This is a genomic window from Bradyrhizobium ivorense, assembly GCF_900696085.1.
GTDB lineage: Bacteria > Pseudomonadota > Alphaproteobacteria > Rhizobiales > Xanthobacteraceae > Bradyrhizobium > Bradyrhizobium ivorense.
Map to the genome: position 1 here is coordinate 1,097,278 of NZ_CAADFC020000016.1, position 19,494 is coordinate 1,116,771.

Here is a 19,494-nt window from a genome sequence, read left to right on the forward strand (position 1 = left end):
CGCCAAACCACTATCTTGGATCGAATCTCCCCGACAACGGACGATCGCTGATGACCAATCCTGCCACGACCTCCCTGCTCGACCGCGCCAAACTCGACCGTGATGCCGTCCGCCGCGAGGTGGCGCGCGGGCTTGCCGGCGCCGATGACGGCGAACTGTTTCTGGAGTTCGGGCAGACCGAGGCGCTGGTGTTCGACAATGGAAGGCTGAAGCAGGCGACCTACGACACCTCACAGGGTTTTGGCCTGCGCGCGGTCAAGGACGACGCGGTCGGCTATGCGCATTCCTCCGATGTGTCGATCCCGGCGCTGATCCGCGCGGCCGACGCGGTCGCGGCGGTGCGCGGCGGTTACGCGGGAACGTTCGCGGCGGCGCCGGCGCACACCAACGTAAAGCTTTATGGCGACGAGAACCCGCTCGACGGCCCGGCCTTCGAGGCCAAGGTGAAGTTGCTTGGCGAGATCGACGCCTATGTCCGCGACAAGGATCCGCGGGTGCGGCAGGTCTCCGCCAGCCTGACCGCGACCTGGCAGGTGGTCGAGATCGTGCGGCCCGACGGCGAGAGCTATCGCGACATCCGCCCGCTGGTGCGCGTCAACATTTCCGTGGTCGCCGGCCAGGGCGACCGGCAGGAGAGCGGCAGCAAGGGCTATGGCGGCCGCGAGGGTTATGCGCGCTTCATCGAGACCAAGGCCTGGCGCGATGCCGCCGACGGCGCGCTGCGCGAGGCGCTGGTCAATCTGGAATCGGTCCCTGCGCCCGCCGGCGAGATGGACGTGGTGCTCGGCGCCGGCTGGCCCGGCGTGATGCTGCATGAGGCGGTCGGCCACGGGCTCGAGGGCGATTTCAACCGCAAGCAGACCTCGGCTTTTGCAGGCCTGATGGGCAAGCAGGTCGCCGCCAAGGGCGTCACCGTGGTCGACGACGGCACCATGGCCTCGCGCCGCGGCTCGCTTTCGATCGACGACGAAGGCACGCCGACCAACCGCACCGTGCTGATCGAAGACGGCATTCTGGTCGGTTACATGCAGGACCGCCAGAACGCCCGCCTGATGGGCATGAAGCCCACGGGCAACGGCCGGCGGCAGAGCTATGCCCATGTGCCGATGCCGCGTATGACCAACACCTACATGCTCTCAGGCGACCGCGACCCGGCCGAGATCATCGCCTCGGTGAAGAACGGCATGTATGCCGCGAATTTCGGCGGCGGCCAGGTCGACATCACCTCGGGCAAATACGTGTTCCAGTGCACCGAGGCCTACAAGATCGAGAACGGCAAGCTCGGCGCACCCCTGAAGGGCGCCATGCTGATCGGCAACGGGCCGACCGATCTCCACAGGATCACCATGATCGGCAACGATCTTGCGCTCGACACGGGAATCGGCACCTGCGGCAAGAACGGCCAGGGCGTGCCGGTCGGCGTCGGCCAGCCGACGCTGCGGATGGAACGGATTACGGTCGGAGGAACAGGCTAGTGAGCAGCGGAAACGAGGTAGCGGCGGCGAAGCCGAAGCAGTCGACCTGGCGCGGACAGGCGGCGCAACTGGTCGCGATCGTGGCCGTCGTGTTCCTCGCCAAGGGCGCAATCGCCGAGCCGTTCTACGTGCCGTCGGGCTCGATGGAGCCGACCCTCCTGATCGGCGACGCACTGGTCGCCTCGAAATACCCCTATGGCTACGGCGCTGCCTCGCTGCCGATCCAGATCACGCTGCCGGAAACCGGCCGGGTGTTCGGCGAGACGCCGAAGCGCGGCGACGTGGTTGTGTTCCGCTGGCCGGGCGATCGTTCTCAAGCGTGGGTGAAGCGTGTGGTCGGGCTGCCCGGCGACCGCATCCAGATGCGACAGGGCCAGCTCTTCATCAACGATCATCCGGCGGCGCTGAAGCCCGATGGCACCGGCTTCGCCGAGGACGATCGCGGCGGCGGCGAGGAAGCCTATCGCTATGTCGAGACGCTGCCGAACGGCGTCAGCCACGCCATTTTCAAGATCCGCGACAACGGCCGGCTCGACAACACCGCCGAGGTGACGGTGCCGCCGGGCGAACTGTTCGTGCTCGGCGACAATCGCGACAATTCGGCCGACAGCCGCGTGCCGGTGCGCGACGGCGGCGTCGGACTGCTGCCGATCGACAATCTGATCGGCCGCGCCGATGCGGTGGTCGGCTCCTGGGACCTCGGCATCCGCAGCCAGCCGGTCTACACATGGCTCTCGGGCTTCCGCCTCGCCCGGTTCTTCACCTCGGTGCATTGAACGAGCCTGCCGTAGCCCGGATGAGCGAAGCGACATCCGGGATCGCTCTCACCGCGGATAGACCTGCCCCGGATATCGCTGCGCTCATCCGGGCTACGTTCTCGTGGGGCACTGTGACCTTCGACGACATCCGAACTCTTGCGCTGACGTGGCCGGAGGTCGAGGACGGCACCTCCTACGGCACGCCGGCGCTGAAAGTGCGCAAGAAGCTGCTGGTGCGGCTGAGGGAGGACGGCGACAGCCTGGTGATGCCGGGCGTGCCGCCGGACGAACGCGACATGCTGGTCGAGCGCCAGCCGAGCGTGTTCTATTTCACCGATCACTATCGCGACTATCCGACCGTACTGATCCGCCTGTCGAAGGCGAGGCGCGCCAGCGTCGAGCCGCTGCTGCGCCGGCACTGGCGCACGCTGGCCTCGAACAAGGCGGTGAAGGAGTATGACGCGACGATGTAGCCACGGTTCATCGATGAACTCCGACCAATTCCTTGACGCGGCGCTTCGCAACCCGGCCAACCGCATCATCACCGACGAACTGCATCGCCTTGCCTTGCCCGACGCGTGGCTGGTCTCCGGCTGCCTCGTGCAGACCGTCTGGAACGTGCTGACGAACCGTCCGGTCGATCACGGCATCAGCGACTACGACGTGTTCTATTTCGATCCCGATCCCTCATGGGAAGCCGAGGACGCCGTGATCCGCGCATTGCAGGCGCGCCTTGGCCATCTCGGCGCAGAGATCGAGGCGCGCAACCAGGCCCGCGTCCATCTCTGGTATCCCGAGAAGCACGGCCTGCCTTACCCGCCGCTGTCGCGATCGACCGACGGCATCGACCGCTTCCTCACCGAGAACACGCGGATCGGCATTCGCCGCAGCAGCGATGGCTACGAGATCTACGCGCCGAACGGTTTTGACGATGTCGCCGCCATGATCGTGCGGCCGAACCGCACCGCGAATTTCTCCGCGGCGAATTACGCCAAGAAGGCCGCGCGCTGGAAGGCGCTGTGGCCGGAGATCACGGTCTTGGCGGCGGAGTAGGTGCCTTGTAGCCCGGATGCAGCGAAGCGTAATCCGGGGCCGCTCTTGCCCCGGATGGACTTTCCCGGATTACGCTTCGCTGCATCCGGGCTACGGAGCTTCGCGCGTCAGCGCACCACGCCCGACGTGAACCCCGCCTTGCGGCGCGGCGGCTTGATGTCTTTCTTCAGGAAGCAATGCGCGTCGCGGCCGGCGTAGCCGGGGCGGGCATAGGTCCAGGCGCGGCACTTGTTGTCGGCGGTGCAGGCGGCTTGGCAGGCCCCGTCGCCCTCGGCGGCCTTCAATTCAAAATTCTTGTAGTCGCCGCCGAAGCGGTCGATCGAGGTCTCGATCGGGCCGGAGCGCGGCTCGACCACGCCGGCGCCGCGCACGCCGGAGACGCAGCAGGAATCCGGCACGCGGGCCGGTACCGTGCTCTTGAGCCAGCACACTGCGCCCGCGGCGACGTCGGTCGGATAGTTGAAGCTCCAGGCACGGCAGCGGCGGTCGCGCTCGCAGGCAAGCGCGCAATCGGCGGGATCGCCCGTGGCCACCGGCGAATTCATGTAGTCGCCGCCGGGCCGGTCGAAACTCGACTGCGCCAATGCCGGACGCGCGACGAGCAGCGCCGCAAAAATTGCGAACGTCGCCACACACGCCCTGAAGAGGCGGCCTATCTCCATGAGTTTGCTTTCAAATTCGCGCAGCCCCGCGCATTTCGCGGGGCGTCATTTGAACGCCATGAACCTGTACGGCGGATGAACGGCGCGTGACCGGCGATGCGACATCGCCGCCGCAAGCCGCGTGTTTCAGTTCATTGCTGAGGCCCCTTGGAGCTAGAACGCGTATTCCTGATACGCCGGTTCCACCGAGCCCTTCCAGGCGCCGTTGTACTTGTCCAGCATCTCCTCGGCCGGCGAGCGGCCGGCTTCGATGATGCGCTCCAACGGCTCGAGGAAGCGGCTCTCGTCGCGGCCGAGATGGTCGATGCGGCCACGCCGGCGCAAGCCGGCATGCGACAGGATCAGGCACTCCTTGGCGATCTCGAACAGATAGCGGTCCTTGATCCGCGACTTGAAGCCGAAACGCGGCACGTCGTCACGCAACGCCTGCCGCTCCGGCGCGGTCCAGTGGCGGACGATGTCCCAGGCGGCATCGAGACTGTCATTGTCGTAGAGCAGGCCGACCCAGAACGCCGGCAGCGCCGGCAACCGGCCCCACGGCACGCCGTCGGCGCCGCGCATCTCCAGATACCGCTTCAGCCGCACCTCGGGGAAGATCGTCGACAGATGATTGGCCCAGTCCGACAGCGTCGGGCGCTCGCCGGGGAACGTCTTGTTCTTGCCGGCAAAGAAATCGCGGAACGAGGAGCCCGAGACGTCGATATAGTCGTCGCCGCGCTTGACGAAATACATCGGAACGTCGAGCGCGTAGTCGACATAACGCTCAAAGGACATGCCGTCCTCGAACGCGAACGGCAGCATGCCGGAGCGCGCATTGTCGGTGTCGCGCCAGATCTCGGAGCGGAACGACAGAAAGCCGTTCGGCTTGCCTTCGGTGAACGGCGAGTTGGCGAACAGCGCGGTCGCGACCGGCTGCAGCGCCAGCGAGACCCGCAGCTTCTTGACCATGTCGGCTTCGGAGGAGAAGTCGAGATTGGTCTGCACCGTGCAGGTACGGAACATCATGTCGAGGCCGTATTTGCCGACCTTCGGCATGTAGTTGCGCATGATCTTGTAGCGGCCCTTCGGCATCACCGGGATCTGCGCCCGCGACCAGGACGGCGTCATGCCGAGGCCGAGGAAGCCGATGCCGAGCGGCGTTGCGATCTCGCGCACCTGCGCGAGGTGAGCCATCAGCTCGGCCTGGGTCTGGTGCACGGTCTCGACCGGCGCGCCCGACAATTCGAACTGGCCGCCCGGCTCGAGCGAGATCGCGCCGCCGCCGGTGACGTCGTAGAGGCCGATGATGTTGCCGCGCTCCATGATCGGCTCCCAGCCGAGCAGGAGCTTCATGCCCTCGAGCAGCGCGCCGATGCCTTTGGCGCCGGCGTAAGGCACCGGCTGATGGCCGTCGAGCGTGAACGGGGTCTTCTCGTGCTCGGTGCCGATCCGGAATTCGGACTCGGGCTTCACGCCGGCTTCAAGCCACGCCACGAGTTCGTCGCGCGACTCAAGCGGCGTCATGTCGATCTGGTCACGCGCCATACGAAATCCAACTCAAGGGCGCTTCGATCGAAGGCGCGCGGTGGCAAGGGTATCCGCGGGCCCCGTGGCGCGCGGATGATGGGGTCAGGACGATCATCGGGCAGGCACACTGTCTCGCGCAGGCGCGGCCTTGGTCTCGCTCTTGGTGTCGGCCTTTGCGTCGGCCTTTGCATCGGCCTTGGCGTCGCTGCAGGAGCAGCCGAGGCGGTCGAGCAGGCCGCAGAGTCTCGCGGCCTCGGCATCGGACAGTTTGGAGCCGACATGCTTGTCGATCGCGGCCGAATAGGCGCTCCACATCCGCTTCTGCAAGTCGCGCCCGGCCTCGGTGATCTCGACGAACTGGCCGCGCTTGTCGATCTTGCATTCGCGCCGGGCGGCGAGCCCCTCGTCGACCAGCTTGTCGATCAGCCGCGAGGTCGAATATTGCGGGATCAGCATTTGCCGCTCGAGCTCGACCGGGCGCAGCTCGCCGGACGGGGCGCGCGACAGCTCGAGCAGGGCATCGTACCAGGCGAGCGGCGGATAGCCGGCCTTCTTCAGATCCTGCTCGACACAGTCAAGCACCCGGCTCGGCACCCGCATCAGGCGGATCCAGGCGGCCGTCGCCTCGGTCGATAGCTTGCGTTTCATGGTCTAGCCCATAAGGTCCCGGAACCCAGTGTACCGCACTGAATGCATCTGCATCAATCTTGACTATTTCATGCAGGTGCATGTAGGCAATCCCTCTCCGGCTGCCAAGAACAAGGGAAGGAATACCCCCCATGAAGCTCTATTACTCCCCCGGTGCCTGCTCCCTCTCCCCCCACATCGCGCTGCTCGAAGCCGACCTGCCCTATGAGTTGGTCAAGGTCGACCTGCGCGCCAAGAAGCTCGAAAGCGGCGACGATTTCTGGCAAGTGAACCCCAAGGGCCAGGTGCCCGCGCTGGCGCTCGATTCCGGCGAGATGGTCACCGAGGGGCCGATCATCATCCAGATGATCGCCGACAAGGTTTCCGACAAGAAGCTGGCGCCGGCCCGCGACTCCAACGAGCGCTACAAGCTGCTCGAATGGCTGAACTACATCACCACCGAGTTGCACAAGAATCTCGGCCCGATGTTCTCGCCGGTGCTCGCCGACGACGCCAAGGCGTTCTTCAGGGACCGCGCGATGGGCAAGTTCAAATATGTCGAGAGCCAACTCGCCGGCCGCGACTATCTGATGGGCAGCCAGTTCACCGTCGCCGATGGCTACCTCTTCACCATGATCATGTGGGCAGCCGACCGGCTCGGCTTCGATCTCTCGGCGCTGCCCAATGTCACCGCCTACAAGGCCCGCGTCGCAGCGCGCCCGAAGGTGCAGGAAGCGCTGAAGAAGGAAGGCCTGCTCAAGGCGGCGTGAGCTCGCGATCGCAATGAAAGCGAAAGAGCCGGATCGCCGATCCGGCTCTTTTTTGTGCACGCTGATTCTCTTCCTCAGGCAGGCGCGCCGGAACCAAACAATTTGATCGGTATTGTAGTGATTAACAATGAGTCGGCGTTGTTCGCGCGTTGGGCGTTGCCGTTCTTGTTCACGCGATCCAACTGACCCACTATGACCTGCGGCGTGCCCTCCGCTCCAACTGGTCTAAAAATGTGACGATCGCCATTACCCTGTTGTTCGCGAGCGTGCTGGCCGGTCTGGCCACCGGCTTATACTTGCGCGTCTGGGCGCTGTTGCTGGTGTCGCCGGCGGTCGCGCTGCTGGCCGCGATCGTGCTGCAGTCCAACGGCTTTGGATTCGCCGGCGGGGTTGCGCTCGTGGTCGGCAGCCTCGTGGCCTGTCAGCTCGCCTATCTCGCCGGGATGTCTTTCGCTCCGCGGGCCGACAGCTCAATGGCGGAAGAAATCGACGGCGCCCCAGGCGGCCAGCGCCAGCAGCAGATCCGCGGCAAGAAGGAGCAGCGCCAGGCCCGCCCATGAGGGCCCCTTGCGGCGCAGCCGAAGCAGCCACCCGCGGCCCGACGGCAGGCGCAGCAAGCCAACCGGCGCGCTTTTCGCCGCAGTGTCGGCAGCGTCTTTTCGGAACACCAGGGAACTCATGACGGAACACCTTTGGCGCTGAACGTGGTCGCGGACGGCTATCGATTCAGCAGCAAGAGTGGTGCCAGTACGGAGCAAGCATGGTGCTCGCGGGGAGCTAGCGTGGCGGTAGTTTGACCGGCGTGACAGCGCGGCGGCGATGACGAGATTTGATCCGACCACGTGGCCCGGATGGAGCGCAGCGCAATCCGGGGCAGGCGCATCGGCAGAAAACGCCCCGGATTTCGCTGCGCTCCATCCGGGCTACAAGTCTTCTCCTTCCCCCTGAAAGGGGGAAGGTCGGGATGGGGGTCGGCCACACGCACCGTCGCTCGTGGAGAGAGTTGATCCCCACCCGCTTTGCTCTGCGAGCAAAGCGACCTCCCCTTTTCAAGGGGAGGTTAGGACGCCGCTTCGGCGACGAGAACTACTCCGCGGCCTGCGCCGCCGGCTTCTTCGGCGGGAAGCGGCCGTAGAAGGTCTCGCCCTTGGCGGCCATCTCTTCCAGCAGTTTCGGCGGCGTGAAGCGCGAGCCGTATTTCTTCTCGAAGCTGTGACACAGCGCGACGAAATTTTTCGTGCCCATGAAGTCGATATAGGACAGCGCGCCGCCGGTGAACGGGGCGAAGCCGAAGCCGAGGATCGAGCCGACATCGGCCTCGCGCACGTCGGTGATGACGTGGTCCTCGACCGTGCGCGCAGCTTCCACCGCCTGCGCCACCAGGAAGCGCTGCTTCAATTCCTCGACGCTGAGCGTGTCGGGGTCGAGCTGCTTCGGCTGCAGGCTGGCGAGCCCCGGCCACAGGCTCTTCTGACCCTTGCCCTTTTCCGGATAGTCGTAAAAGCCCTTGCCGTTCTTGCGGCCGAAGCGGCCCTGCTTCTCGACCATCTCGACCATCAGCTTCTTCTGCGCCTGGTCGACCGCGTTGGGACCGAGATCGGCCTCGGTGGCCTTGGTGATCTTCAGCCCGAGATCGAGCGCGACCTCGTCCTGCAGCGACAGCGGGCCGACCGGCATGCCGGCCATCTTGGCGGTGTTCTCGATCATCGCCGGCGGCACGCCTTCGAGCAGCATCTCGTTGCCCTCGGCGATGTAGCGCATCACGCAGCGGTTGGCGAAGAAGCCGCGGGAGTCGTTCACAACAATCGGGGTCTTGCCGATGGCGCGCACATAGTCCAGCGCGGTCGCCAGCGCGACGTCGCCGGTGTTCTTGCCGAGGATGATCTCGACCAGCATCATCTTCTCGACCGGCGAGAAGAAGTGGATGCCGATGAACTTGCCCTGGTCCTTGAATTCTTCCGCGAGCGAGTTGATCGGCAAGGTCGAGGTGTTGGAGGCGAAGATCGCGCCGGACTTGAGCAGCGGCTGCGCCTTGGCATAGGTATCGGCCTTGACCTTGCGGTCCTCGAACACGGCCTCGATGACGAGGTCGCAGTCGCTGATCGCGTTGTAGTCGGCCGTCGCCGTAATGCGCGCGAGAATGGCGTCGCCCGCCTCCTGCTTCATGCGGCCCTTGGCAACCTGGCCGTCGACCACGCTCTTGGCGTGACCCTTGCCCTTGTCGGCGCTCTCCTGGTCGCGATCGACAAGCACGACGTCGATGCCGGCCTGCGCCGAGACGTAACCGACGCTGGCGCCCATGAAGCCGGCGCCGATCACGGCGAGCTTCTTCACCTTGGTCGGCGGCACGCCGGCCGGGCGGCGCGCGCCCTTGTTGAGCTCCTGCATCGACAGGAACAGCGAGCGGATCATCGCCGCCGCTTCCTTCGAGCGCAGCACACTCGTGAAGTAACGCGACTCGACGCGCAGCGCGGCGTCGATCGGCAACTGCAGACCTTCATAGACGCAGCTCATGATGGCGCGCGCGGCCGGATAATTGTCGAACGTCTCGCGGCGGTAGATCGCGTTGCCGGCCGGGAACATCTGCATGCCCATCTTGGAGAAGACCGGGCCGCCGGGCAGCTTGAAGCCCTTCTCGTCCCACGGCGCGACGGCCTTGCCGCCGCCCTTGATCCAGTCCTTCGCCGCCTTGATCAGATCGGCGGCGGGAACGATGGCGTGGATCAGATTGAGCGCCTTGGCGCGGTCGAGCTTGACCGCCTCGCCCTTGAGCAGCAGCGTCATCGCATCCTGCGGCGGCACGAGACGCGGCACGCGCTGGGTGCCCCCAGCGCCGGGGAACAGGCCGACCTTGATCTCGGGCAGGCCGAGCCGGGTCTTCGGATTGTCGGCGGCGACGCGATAGTGGCAGGCCAGCGTGACCTCGAAGCCGCCGCCGAGCGCGAGGCCGTTGATCGCGGCGACCCACGGCTTGCCGGAGGTCTCGATCGCGCGGAACGCCAGCGACATCTGGCGGCTCTGCTCGAACAGCATCTGGTTGGCGGCTTCCTCGCCCTTCTCTTTCAGGAGCTTGGCATAGGCGTGGTTCATGCCCTCGAGCATCGAGAGGTCGGCGCCGGCGCAGAACGCCTCCTTGGCCGAAGTGATGACCACACCCTTGATCGCGGCATCGCTCGTGGTCTGCTTGATGATCTCGCCGAGCTCCTGGTTGGAGAGCTCGTCGAACACGTTCATCGAGCGGCCCGGGATGTCCCAGGTGACCAGCGCAATGCCGTCGGCATCGGTCTCGAACTTGAAATTCTTGTAGGCCATGTTGTTCGCTCCCCTCGCCTTACACGCGCTCGATGATGGTGGCGGTGCCCATGCCGCCGCCGATGCACAGCGTCACCAGCGCGGTCTGCTTGTTGGTGCGCTCGAGCTCGTCGAGCACGGTGCCGAGGATCATCGCGCCGGTGGCGCCGAGCGGATGGCCGAGCGCGATCGCGCCGCCATTGACGTTGATCTTGGCATTGTCGATGTCGAAGGCCTGGATGTAGCGCAGCACCACCGAGGCGAAGGCCTCGTTGAGCTCGAACAGGTCGATGTCCGACTTCTTCATGCCGGAGCGCTCGAACAGCTTTTCGGTGACGTCGACCGGGCCGGTCAGCATCATCGCCGGCTCCGAGCCAATATTGGCGAACGCGCGGATTTTCGCCCGCGGCTTCAGGCCGTGCTTGGCGCCAGCCTCCTTGCTGCCGAGCAGCACCGCGCCGGCGCCGTCGACGATGCCGGAGGAGTTGCCGGCGTGATGCACGTAATTGACCTTCTCGACCTCGGGATGCGACTGGGTCGCCACCGCGTCGAAGCCGGCCATCGCCGCCATCGCGGCGAACGACGGCTGCAATTGCGCCAGCGACTGCATTGTCGTGGTCGGGCGCATGTGCTCGTCCTTGGCGAGGATGGTCAGGCCATTGATGTCCTTGACCGGCACCACCGAATTCTTGAAGCGGCCTTCGTCCCAGGCCTTGCCGGCGCGCTGCTGGCTCTGCACGGCGTACGCATCGACATCATCGCGCGAGAAACCGTATTTGGTCGCGATCAGGTCGGCCGAGATGCCCTGCGGCATGAAATAGGCCGGCACCGCCATCGACGGATCCATCGGCCAGGCGCCGCCGGAGGCGCCGATGCCGACGCGGCTCATCGATTCGGCGCCGCCGCCGATCACGAGCTCATGCTGGCCGCTCATGATCTGGGCCGCGGCAAAGTTCACGGCATCGAGGCCGGAGGCGCAGAAGCGGCTGATCTGCACGCCCGGCACCTTCTCGCCGAGGCCGGCCTTCAGCGCCGCGAAGCGGGCGATGTCGCTGCCGGCCTCGCCGACCGGATCGACCACGCCGAGCACGACGTCGTCGACGGAGTCTTCCGGCAGGTTGTTGCGGTCCTTCAGCGCCTTGAGCGGCACCGTGGCAAGCGCCAGCGCGGTCACTTCATGGAGCGCGCCATCGGCCTTGCCGCGGCCGCGCGGGGTACGAACGTGATCGTAGATATATGCCTCAGGCATGACGCCCTCCGTGATATGAGGATCATAATATATAGCCGAAGGAAGCCGTCGCCGCAGCAGGTGCGGCGACGATTTTTCAGAACGCTTCCGCGGCCAGTTCCATCGTGGTGGCGCTGCCGCTCTGGATCCGCGCCAGGTGCACCGCGGTCTCCGGCAGCAGCTTCTCCATGAAGAAGCGACCGGTCACCAGCTTGGTGGCCAGATAGGGCGCGGCGCCGGAGGCGGTGATCTTGTCCTGCGCCACCTTGGCCATCCTCGCCCACATGTAGCCGAGCGCGACCAGGCCGAACAATTTCATGTAGTCGGTCGCGGCGGCGCCGGCATTGTCGGGCTTGGCCAGCGCATTCTGCATCAGCCAGCCGGTCGCCTGCTGCAGATGGCCGAGCGCCGCCGACAGCGGGGTGATGAACGGCTTCATCGCCTCGTCGCCGCCATGCTCCTTGGCGTAGGCGCCGACCTCGCCGAAGAACGCCATCGCGGCCCGGCCGCCGTCGCGCGGCAGCTTGCGGCCGACCAGGTCGAGCGCCTGAATGCCGTTGGCGCCCTCATAGATCATCGAGATGCGGGCATCGCGCACGAACTGCTCCATGCCGTGCTCGGCGATGTAGCCGTGGCCGCCGAACATCTGCTGCGCGGAGACCGTGTTGGCGAAGCCGGTGTCGGTCAGCACGCCCTTCAGCACCGGCGTCATCAGGCCCATATGGTCGTCGGCCTCCTGGCGATCCTTGGGATCGTTGGAGCGGTGGGCGACGTCGCTCTTCAGCGCGGTCCAGACCACCATGGCGCGCGCCGCCTCATTGAAGGCGCGGATGGTGAGCAGCGTGCGGCGCACGTCGGGATGCACGATGATCGGATCAGCCGGCTTGTCGGCCGCCTTGACGCCGGTCAGCGAGCGGCCCTGCAGGCGCTCGCGCGCATAGGCGACCGCGTTCTGATAGGCGACCTCGGACTGCGCGAGGCCCTGCACGGCGACGCCGAGGCGGGCCTCGTTCATCATCACGAACATGCCCTGCATGCCCTTGTTCTCTTCGCCGATCAGCCAGCCGGTGGCGTTGTCGTAGTTCATCACACAGGTCGAATTGCCGTGGATGCCCATCTTGTGCTCGATCGAACCGCAGGTGACGCCGTTGCGCGCACCCAGCGAGCCGTCGGCATTGACCAGCACCTTCGGCACGACGAACAGCGAGACACCCTTGATGCCGGCGGGCGCGCCTTCGATCCGCGCCAGCACCAGATGGATGATGTTCTCAGTGAGATCGTGCTCACCGGCGGAAATGAAAATCTTGGTGCCGGTGATCTTGAAGCTGCCGTCCTGCTGGCGCACTGCCTTGGTACGGAGCAGGCCGAGATCGGTGCCGCAATGCGGCTCGGTCAGGTTCATGGTACCGGTCCATTCGCCGGCGACCATCTTCGGCACATAGGTCTTCTTCTGCTCGGGCGTACCGTGCACCAGGAGCGCGGCGGTCGCGCCCATGGTGAGGCCGCCATACATCGAGAACGCCATGTTGGCCGAGATCTGGAATTCGTTGACCGCCTGCGAGAGCGTCACCGGCAGGCCCTGGCCGCCATATTCCGCCGGTGCCGACAGGCCGAGCCAGCCGCCTTCGGCGACCTGCTTGAAGGCTTCCTTGAAACCCTTCGGCGTGGTGACGCTGCCGTCGTCGCTGCGCTTGCAGCCTTCGAGATCGCCGACCCGGTTGAGCGGCTGCAGCACTTCCTCGCTGAGCTTGGCGGCCTCGCCGAGGATCGCCTCGCGCACATCGGCGGAGGCGTCGGTGAAGCCGGGAAGGTTGTCATAGCGGTCGATCTGGAAGACGTCGTTGAGCAGGAAGGTGACATCCTCGACGGGGGCTTTGTAGGTCGGCATCTTGGTCTCCCGGCTGGCTCGTGGTCGCATTCGCGACAATCGCTGCGCAGCTTGCTTGGGTGAGTTGGAACGAACCTTATCCGCTTCCGGCTGGCTGCGGCAGGTCCTATCGGGACTGTGATTGCGACGTAGCGCCGCTTTGCTTCATCAGCTCGGCACCCATCATCTGGTGCAGCAGGTTGATGGCCTTGAGCGGACGCACCATCACCTTGAAATGCGTGATCCGGCCATCACCATCGAACGTGATGATGTCGACGCCGTTGAGCTTGATGCCGTCGATCTCGTTCTCGAATTCGAGCACCGCGCCGCTGTCGTTGGTCCACTCGCCCAGATACTTGAAGGTGGGACCGCCGAGCACCTTGGCGGCGCTGGTCAGATATTTGAAGGTGATGTCGCGGCCGCGCTGCGGCGTGTGCACGACCGGGCTTTCGAACACCGCATCGGAATGCAGCAGGTCCCACAACGCCGATGTGTCGTGGGACTTCATGTAGGCGTACCACTTGTCGAGACCCGGCTTGCTCATTCGGACGTCTCCTGCGGCGGGTTTAAGGTTTAAGAAGAAGCCTGAACACCGCGCGCCCACGGCGGGCGCGGCGGCGGTCACCATATGCATATTGACGCATATGCACAGTAGCGCATAAAGTCAAGCGAACTGAAGAATGGCCTTTTCGGGAACCGGGATGGAGGTGGGTGTTGGCGCTCGGTGACGCAATCCTCGCGTGCCTCACGGAACGTCCAATGACGGGCTATGAGCTCGCCAAGACGTTCGATGCCTCGATCGGCTTCTTCTGGAAGGCCGACCACCAGCAGATCTATCGCGAGCTGTCCCGGCTGCGCGACAAGGGCCAGGTCCAGGGCCGCGAGGTGGTGCAGTCCGGCAAGCCGAACAAGCTGGTCTATACCCTGACCGCCGAGGGCCGCGCGGCGCTGCGGCACTGGGGAGCGCGGCCGAGCGTGCCACCCTCGATCAAGGACGACCTGCTGGTCCGGCTCTATGCGCTCGACGGCGTCGACATCGAATCCCTGCGCACCGATTTGATGGCGCGGCTGGAGCATCACCGCGACCGCTACGAGCGCTACGAGCGGATGCTCAACAAGCGCTTTCCCGATGGCACCGCGCCGCCGGCCGACCTCGGCAAGATGCTCAACCTGCGTCTCGGGATGCGCCATGAGCGCGTCGTGGTGGAGTGGTGTGAGGAGGCGCTCGACGCGCTGTCCGCGATCTCCCAGCGCAACAACGTGCTGCCGCTCGACGACAGCAAGCGCGAGAGCAACGGCTAGAAACAATTCTTAACCTCCCCTTGAAAATGGGAGGTCGCTTTGCTCGCAGAGCAAAGCGGGTGGGGATCATGTCTCTCCACGCACAGCAGTGTCTGAGGCAGACCCCCATCCCGGCCTTCCCCTTTCAGGGGGAAGGAGAAGTTCGGAGCCCCGAATTGCGCGCGGAGCGACTCAACGGCGACGCAAATCGCTGTCCTGTTCCGGCGCAACAGGTTCCCTAATTGCTAACTTTAGGGCCCCTCGGCCGCATTCCTTAACCCGTTATTTACCGTGACGGGAAAAAGTCGACAGCTGAGGCAGACGACCCGCGCAGAATTCGATTGTCTCTTAACGGGAATGCGCGGGGAGGCTGCGGGCGCAGGGTACAGCGCCGGAGTCGGGACCGGACGGAATCATGAATTCGCGCGTATCGTGGAGTGTTGACGGCATCGATCCCTCCGTCCGCGAAAGGGCCGAGGCGGCGGCGCGGCGCGCCGGCATGTCGCTGAACGACTGGCTCAATTCCACCGTCGGCGAGCCGAGCCCGCCGGATTATCGCGCCATTCACGAGCAGCGGCAGCCGATGCAAAGCCGGGAGAGCCGCGAGGTTGCCGACATCCATCAGCGGCTCGACGCCATCACCCGCCAGATCGAGCAGATCGCAAAACCGATGTCGCGCGGCGAAGCCGTGCGCGCCGAGGTGCCGCGCGGCCAGCCCGCCGTGGCTCGCCAGCTCAACGACGCCATTTCGCGCCTCGATGCGCGGCTGTCGCAGATCTCCAGGCCGCAGGCGGTGCCGCAACCGCAGGCGGTGCGGGAGCCGCAGCCCCAGTTGATCCGCGAGCAGCAGCAACAGCCGCAATCGATCCGCGAGCCGCAGATCCAGGAACGGCTCCAACACGAGCGCCTGCTGCAGGAGCGGCAGCGTCAGGCCGAGGCGGTCGAACGCGCCGCCGCGCAGGTCTATCGCGCCTCGCCGCCGCTCAGCCCGGCATCGTTCGATTCCGCGATCGCGGAGATCGCCGCGCGCCAGAACGAGCTCGACGGCCCCGCGCCGCGGCAGATGCCGCCGCGCAACGCGCCGCCGATGGCTCCATCAGCTCCGCCGATGGGCGCCTATGCGCCGCCCCCCGCCCCCGCAGGTCCGGACTTCTCCGCGCTCGAGCAGCATTTGCTCAAGATCACGAGCCAGATCGAGGCACTGCAGCGGCCCGACCATCTCGAGCAATCGATCGCCGCCTTCCGCAGCGAGCTTGCCGACATCCGCCAGGCCATCACCGAGGCGATGCCGCGCCGGGCGATCGAATCGATCGAGAACGAGATCCGCTCGTTGCATCGTCGGATCGACGAGATCCGCCAGGACGGCAGCAACGGCCACGGCCAGGTGATCGCCGGCATCGAGCGCGCGCTCTCCGAGATTCGCGAAGCGCTGCGCACGCTGACCCCGGCCGAGCAGCTCACCGGCTACGACGAGGCGATCCGCAATCTCGGCGCCAAGCTCGACATGATCCTGCGCGCCAACGACGATCCGTCGACGGTGCATCAGCTCGAGGGCGCGATCGCGGCGCTGCGCGCCATCGTCTCCAACGTCGCCTCCAACGACGCGCTGCTGCGGCTCTCCGAGGACGTGCACGCGCTGTCGGCCAAGGTCGACCAGCTGTCGCAGTTCTCGCGCACCGACACCGCGAGCGACGCCTTCGGCGTGCTGGAGCAGCGCATTGCCGCGCTGACCTCGACGATGGAAACCCGCCAGGTCCCCGGCGGCTACGACAATTCAGAGGCGATCGAAGCCGCGGTGCGCGCGCTCTCCGAGCGGATCGACCGCCTGCAGGTCGGCAATGACAGCTCCTCGGCGTTCACCCATCTCGAACAGCGCGTCGCCTACCTGCTCGAGCGCCTCGAGGCGACCGACCAGCGCACCGGCAATCTCGGCCGGGTCGAGGAAGCGCTGCATGACATCATGCGGCATCTCGAGGCCCAGCACGCCCATATCGCCTCGCTCGCCGACGCCACCCGCAACTTCAACGGCGCCTCGCCGCAGCCGATGATGGACCCCGGCATCGTCGACATGGTGAAGCGCGAGCTGTCCGACATCCGCTTCAGCCAGTCGGAAACCGATCGCCGCACCCAGGATTCGCTGGAGACCGTGCACAACACGCTCGGCCATGTCGTCGACCGGCTGGCGATGATCGAGAACGATCTGCGCACCGTCCGCACCGCGCCGCCGCCGGCCGCACCGCCGCCCACCGAAGCGCGGATGGAGATGCCGCGCGCGCCGATGCGAGAGCCGGTCGCGCAGCCCCAAGCTGATCCGTACAAGGCCGATCAATACAGGCCCGACCCGTACAAGCCCGAACTGCCGAATCCTGCGCTGGCGCAGGAGCACTTCATGTCGGCGCCGCGCGAATTCCATGCGGCGCCGCCGGCTGCTGCCGCTCCCCCGCCGCCGCTGCCGCCGCGCGCCATCAGCGAAATCCTCGAGCCGCATACCGCGCCGGCTCGCGCGACGCTGGCGCCGGAACTGCCGCCGGATCATCCTCTCGAGCCGGGCACCCGTCCCGCCGGCCGCATGTCGTCGCCGTCGGAGCGGATCGCCGCGTCCGAGAGCGCGATCAGCGACCTTCCCGCCGGCAAGAAGGAGCCGGTCTCGACCTCGAGCTTCATCGCCGCCGCGCGCCGCGCCGCGCAGGCCGCCGCCGCGCAGCCGGTCAACGAAAAGGCCGCGCGCGCCGCCAGCAAGGCTGCGGCCAAGGCCAAGGAGAAGGCCGACAAGGCCGCGAAGGCCGCCGCCGTCAAGGCCGGCGCGCCCGAGCGCGAGCCTTCGACCATCACCTCAAAGATCCGTTCGCTGCTGGTCGGCGCGAGCGTGGTCGTGATCCTGCTCGGCACCGCCAAGCTGGCGATGAACCTGCTCGACACCAGCAGCGCCCCGCAGATGCCGGCGATGGAAAGCGAGCCCGCCGCGGCTCCGCCGCAGTTGCCTTCCGATCATTCCGCGACGCCGGCGCCGCCCGCAGCCACACCCGGGCCGTCGATGACCTCGCCGACCCCGCTCGGCCGCCAGTCCAACAACACGCCCGCGCCGAACACGCTCGACAGCGCGCAGGTGGCGATCCCGGCAGCGGCGGCAGCCATGCCGGCGGTTGCACCGATGCCGGCCGCCGCTCCCGCGGCAGCAGCGCCGATCAGTGGCAATGACGTCACCGGCTCGATCGCAGCGGCACCGCTGGCGCCGCCGCTTGGCGGCAAGCTCGCGACGATCCAGATTCCCGCCGGCGAGAAGCTGCCGGATGCGATCGGCGGTCCGGCGCTGCGCACCGCCGCGCTGAAGGGCGACGCCACCGCGGCCTACGAGGTCGGCATCCGCTTTGCCGAGGGCAAGGGCGTGACCGCCAATCTCGACGAAGCCGCCAAATGGTATGGCCGTGCCGCGCAAGCGGGCGTGGTGCCCGCGATGTTCCGGCTCGGCACCTTCTACGAGAAGGGCCTCAGCGTGAAGCGCGACTTCGACGTGGCGCGCCGCTACTACGTGCAGGCCGCCGAGCGCGGCAATGCCAAGGCGATGCATAACCTCGCCGTGCTCGACGCCGATGGCGGGGGCAAGGGCGCCGACTACAAGAGCGCGGCGCAGTGGTTCCGCAAGGCCGCCGACCGCGGCGTCGCCGACAGCCAGGTCAATCTCGGCATTCTCTACGCCCGCGGCATCGGGGTCGAACAGAACCTCGCCGAGTCCTTCAAGTGGTTCAGCCTCGCGGCGGCGCAGGGCGATGCCGACGCCGGCCGCAAGCGCGACGACATTGCCAAGCGGCTCGACCCGCAGTCGCTGGCCGCCGCGAAGCTCGCGATCCAGACCTTCATCGCCGAGCCGCAGCCGAGCGACGCCGTCAACGTGGCGGCCCCGGCCGGCGGCTGGGACGCGGCCCCGGCGCAGCCCGCAGCCGCCAAACCGCTCAGGCCGGCGACGAAGCGGACCGCCGCCTTGACCGCTCACTAAGTTGAAACGAGGGCGCCCCCTCGCGGGCGTCGCCGTCCTATCCCTCCGGGCTGCAGCCGTGTAGATAAGCGCGACGTGGCTTTGTGCCGGAGGATCGGGCTTGTCTGCCGATGATCGTCAGGAGGATGGTACGGACGTGCATCGTTCGTCGCCCACCGGACCGCGGATTGCGCCGCCGCGCCAGCGCCCCTCAGTCTGGGGGCCGCCGCCAAATCCACCGCCTCGCCAGCCGCCGCCTTTCCCGCCGCAGGCTCCAGCACCGCGCGGCATCTTCCGGCCCTCGATCTGGTCCGTGATCATCTTCGTCCTGCTGCTGTCGGGTGTGCTGATCCGCGCCTATCGCGACCTGTCGCAGCCCGGCGCCTGGGAGTTCTGGCGCGAGAGCTATATCGCGGCGAGCATGACCTCGGCCGTGATTTCCAGTGTCGACATCGACGGCTCGGGCCGCGGCCGGCGCGCGCTTGCGATCAGCGGCGAGATCGGCTCGGCCAGCGCGAGCTGGTTCCGCGACCGGCTCGATGAGGCGCGCCTGTCGCGCGGCGACGCGGTGCTGCTGTCGTCGCAAGGCGGCTCGCTGAACCAGGCCGCGATCATGGGCGAGGTCATTCGCGCGCGCGGGCTGGTCACGGCGGTGGGCACCGCCGACGCATCGGGCAGGATTCGTCCCGCCGCATGCGCCAGCGCCTGCGTCCTGATCTATGCCGGCGGCGACAAGCGCTATGGCATTGCGGGCTCACGGCTCGGCGTGCATCGTTTCACCTCGAAAGCGCAGATGAGCGATCCGGTCGCCGAGGCGCAGCGCATCCAGGGCATGGTACTCGGCTACATGACCAAGATGGGCGTGTCCTCGGAGATCGTCGAGGCGATGTCGCAGACCGCGGACATCCGCTGGTTGAGCGAGAGGCAGGCGCTCGCGATGAACCTCGTCACCACGCCGGTCAACCGGCGCTGAGCTAGAGCGTTTTCCAGCGAAGGGGATACC

The 19,494-nt window shown here is 66.6% G+C and carries 16 protein-coding genes; 9 read left to right on the forward strand and 7 right to left on the reverse strand.

Annotation, left to right across the window (positions count from 1 at the left end; translation table 11 throughout):
* Positions 1–50: 50 nt before the first annotated feature.
* The 4 genes from tldD to CI41S_RS25085 all read left to right on the forward strand — a co-directional run bounded on the left by tldD (position 51) and on the right by CI41S_RS25085 (position 3,286).
* The gene (gene tldD, locus CI41S_RS25070) at positions 51–1,475 is read left to right on the forward strand and encodes a metalloprotease TldD (protein ID WP_139861991.1); all 1,425 of its coding nucleotides are present in this window, start codon (positions 51–53) and stop codon (positions 1,473–1,475) included.
* Positions 1,475–2,251: a signal peptidase I gene (gene lepB / locus CI41S_RS25075; RefSeq protein WP_139486848.1), complete on the forward strand. Its 777-nt coding sequence runs from the start codon at positions 1,475–1,477 to the stop codon at positions 2,249–2,251. Before tldD ends, lepB begins: the two co-directional genes overlap by 1 nt.
* Before the next feature lie 113 nt (positions 2,252–2,364).
* Positions 2,365–2,706 carry an MmcQ/YjbR family DNA-binding protein gene (locus tag CI41S_RS25080; RefSeq protein WP_139861992.1) on the forward strand — a complete coding sequence of 114 codons (342 nt, stop codon included), beginning with the start codon at positions 2,365–2,367 and terminating at the stop codon, positions 2,704–2,706.
* A gap of 13 nt (positions 2,707–2,719) precedes the next feature.
* Positions 2,720–3,286 (forward strand): nucleotidyltransferase family protein, encoded by a 567-nt coding sequence (locus tag CI41S_RS25085; RefSeq protein ID WP_139861993.1) that lies wholly within the window; start codon positions 2,720–2,722, stop codon positions 3,284–3,286.
* 107 nt (positions 3,287–3,393) lie between these two features.
* Here CI41S_RS25085 and CI41S_RS25090 read toward each other — a convergent pair whose 3' ends face one another.
* The 3 genes from CI41S_RS25090 to CI41S_RS25100 all read right to left on the reverse strand — a co-directional run bounded on the left by CI41S_RS25090 (position 3,394) and on the right by CI41S_RS25100 (position 6,102).
* Positions 3,394–3,948, reverse strand: a complete 555-nt coding sequence (locus CI41S_RS25090) for a PAN domain-containing protein (RefSeq protein ID WP_172628183.1) — start codon at positions 3,946–3,948, stop codon at positions 3,394–3,396.
* Between the two features lie 153 nt (positions 3,949–4,101).
* Positions 4,102–5,472, reverse strand: a complete 1,371-nt coding sequence (locus CI41S_RS25095) for a glutamate--cysteine ligase (RefSeq protein ID WP_139486844.1) — start codon at positions 5,470–5,472, stop codon at positions 4,102–4,104.
* A gap of 93 nt (positions 5,473–5,565) precedes the next feature.
* The gene (locus CI41S_RS25100) at positions 5,566–6,102 is read right to left on the reverse strand and encodes a MarR family winged helix-turn-helix transcriptional regulator (RefSeq protein WP_139486843.1); all 537 of its coding nucleotides are present in this window, start codon (positions 6,100–6,102) and stop codon (positions 5,566–5,568) included.
* 131 nt (positions 6,103–6,233) lie between these two features.
* Between CI41S_RS25100 and gstA the strand changes: the two genes are divergently transcribed.
* Together gstA and CI41S_RS44610 are read left to right on the forward strand one after the other, a co-directional pair.
* Positions 6,234–6,851, forward strand: a complete 618-nt coding sequence (gstA, locus tag CI41S_RS25105; RefSeq protein ID WP_139861995.1) for a glutathione transferase GstA — start codon at positions 6,234–6,236, stop codon at positions 6,849–6,851.
* A gap of 149 nt (positions 6,852–7,000) precedes the next feature.
* On the forward strand, positions 7,001–7,411 hold the full coding sequence (locus CI41S_RS44610) for a hypothetical protein (protein WP_229176593.1): 411 nt from the start codon (positions 7,001–7,003) through the stop codon (positions 7,409–7,411).
* A gap of 526 nt (positions 7,412–7,937) precedes the next feature.
* On the opposite strand, the gene CI41S_RS25120 is transcribed toward CI41S_RS44610, so the two are convergent.
* From CI41S_RS25120 to CI41S_RS25135, 4 genes are all read right to left on the reverse strand, one after another.
* Positions 7,938–10,163 carry a 3-hydroxyacyl-CoA dehydrogenase NAD-binding domain-containing protein gene (locus CI41S_RS25120; protein ID WP_139861996.1) on the reverse strand — a complete coding sequence of 742 codons (2,226 nt, stop codon included), beginning with the start codon at positions 10,161–10,163 and terminating at the stop codon, positions 7,938–7,940.
* Positions 10,164–10,182: 19 nt separating this feature from the next.
* The gene (locus CI41S_RS25125; protein ID WP_139861997.1) at positions 10,183–11,391 is read right to left on the reverse strand and encodes an acetyl-CoA C-acetyltransferase; all 1,209 of its coding nucleotides are present in this window, start codon (positions 11,389–11,391) and stop codon (positions 10,183–10,185) included.
* A gap of 76 nt (positions 11,392–11,467) precedes the next feature.
* Positions 11,468–13,258, reverse strand: a complete 1,791-nt coding sequence (locus tag CI41S_RS25130) for an acyl-CoA dehydrogenase C-terminal domain-containing protein (RefSeq protein WP_139861998.1) — start codon at positions 13,256–13,258, stop codon at positions 11,468–11,470.
* 106 nt (positions 13,259–13,364) lie between these two features.
* On the reverse strand, positions 13,365–13,781 hold the full coding sequence (locus tag CI41S_RS25135; RefSeq protein ID WP_139861999.1) for a nuclear transport factor 2 family protein: 417 nt from the start codon (positions 13,779–13,781) through the stop codon (positions 13,365–13,367).
* A 170-nt stretch (positions 13,782–13,951) separates the two neighbouring features.
* On the opposite strand from CI41S_RS25135, the gene CI41S_RS25140 reads away from it, so the two are divergent.
* The 3 genes from CI41S_RS25140 to CI41S_RS25150 all read left to right on the forward strand — a co-directional run bounded on the left by CI41S_RS25140 (position 13,952) and on the right by CI41S_RS25150 (position 19,464).
* The gene (locus CI41S_RS25140) at positions 13,952–14,539 is read left to right on the forward strand and encodes a PadR family transcriptional regulator (protein ID WP_139486836.1); all 588 of its coding nucleotides are present in this window, start codon (positions 13,952–13,954) and stop codon (positions 14,537–14,539) included.
* Positions 14,540–14,933: 394 nt separating this feature from the next.
* Complete coding sequence (locus CI41S_RS25145) at positions 14,934–18,512, forward strand: tetratricopeptide repeat protein (protein WP_139862000.1); 3,579 nt, start codon at positions 14,934–14,936, stop codon at positions 18,510–18,512.
* Between the two features lie 292 nt (positions 18,513–18,804).
* A complete protein-coding gene (locus CI41S_RS25150; protein ID WP_347339269.1) occupies positions 18,805–19,464 on the forward strand; it encodes a COG3904 family protein in 660 nt (219 codons plus the stop codon).
* Positions 19,465–19,494: the final 30 nt, after the last annotated feature.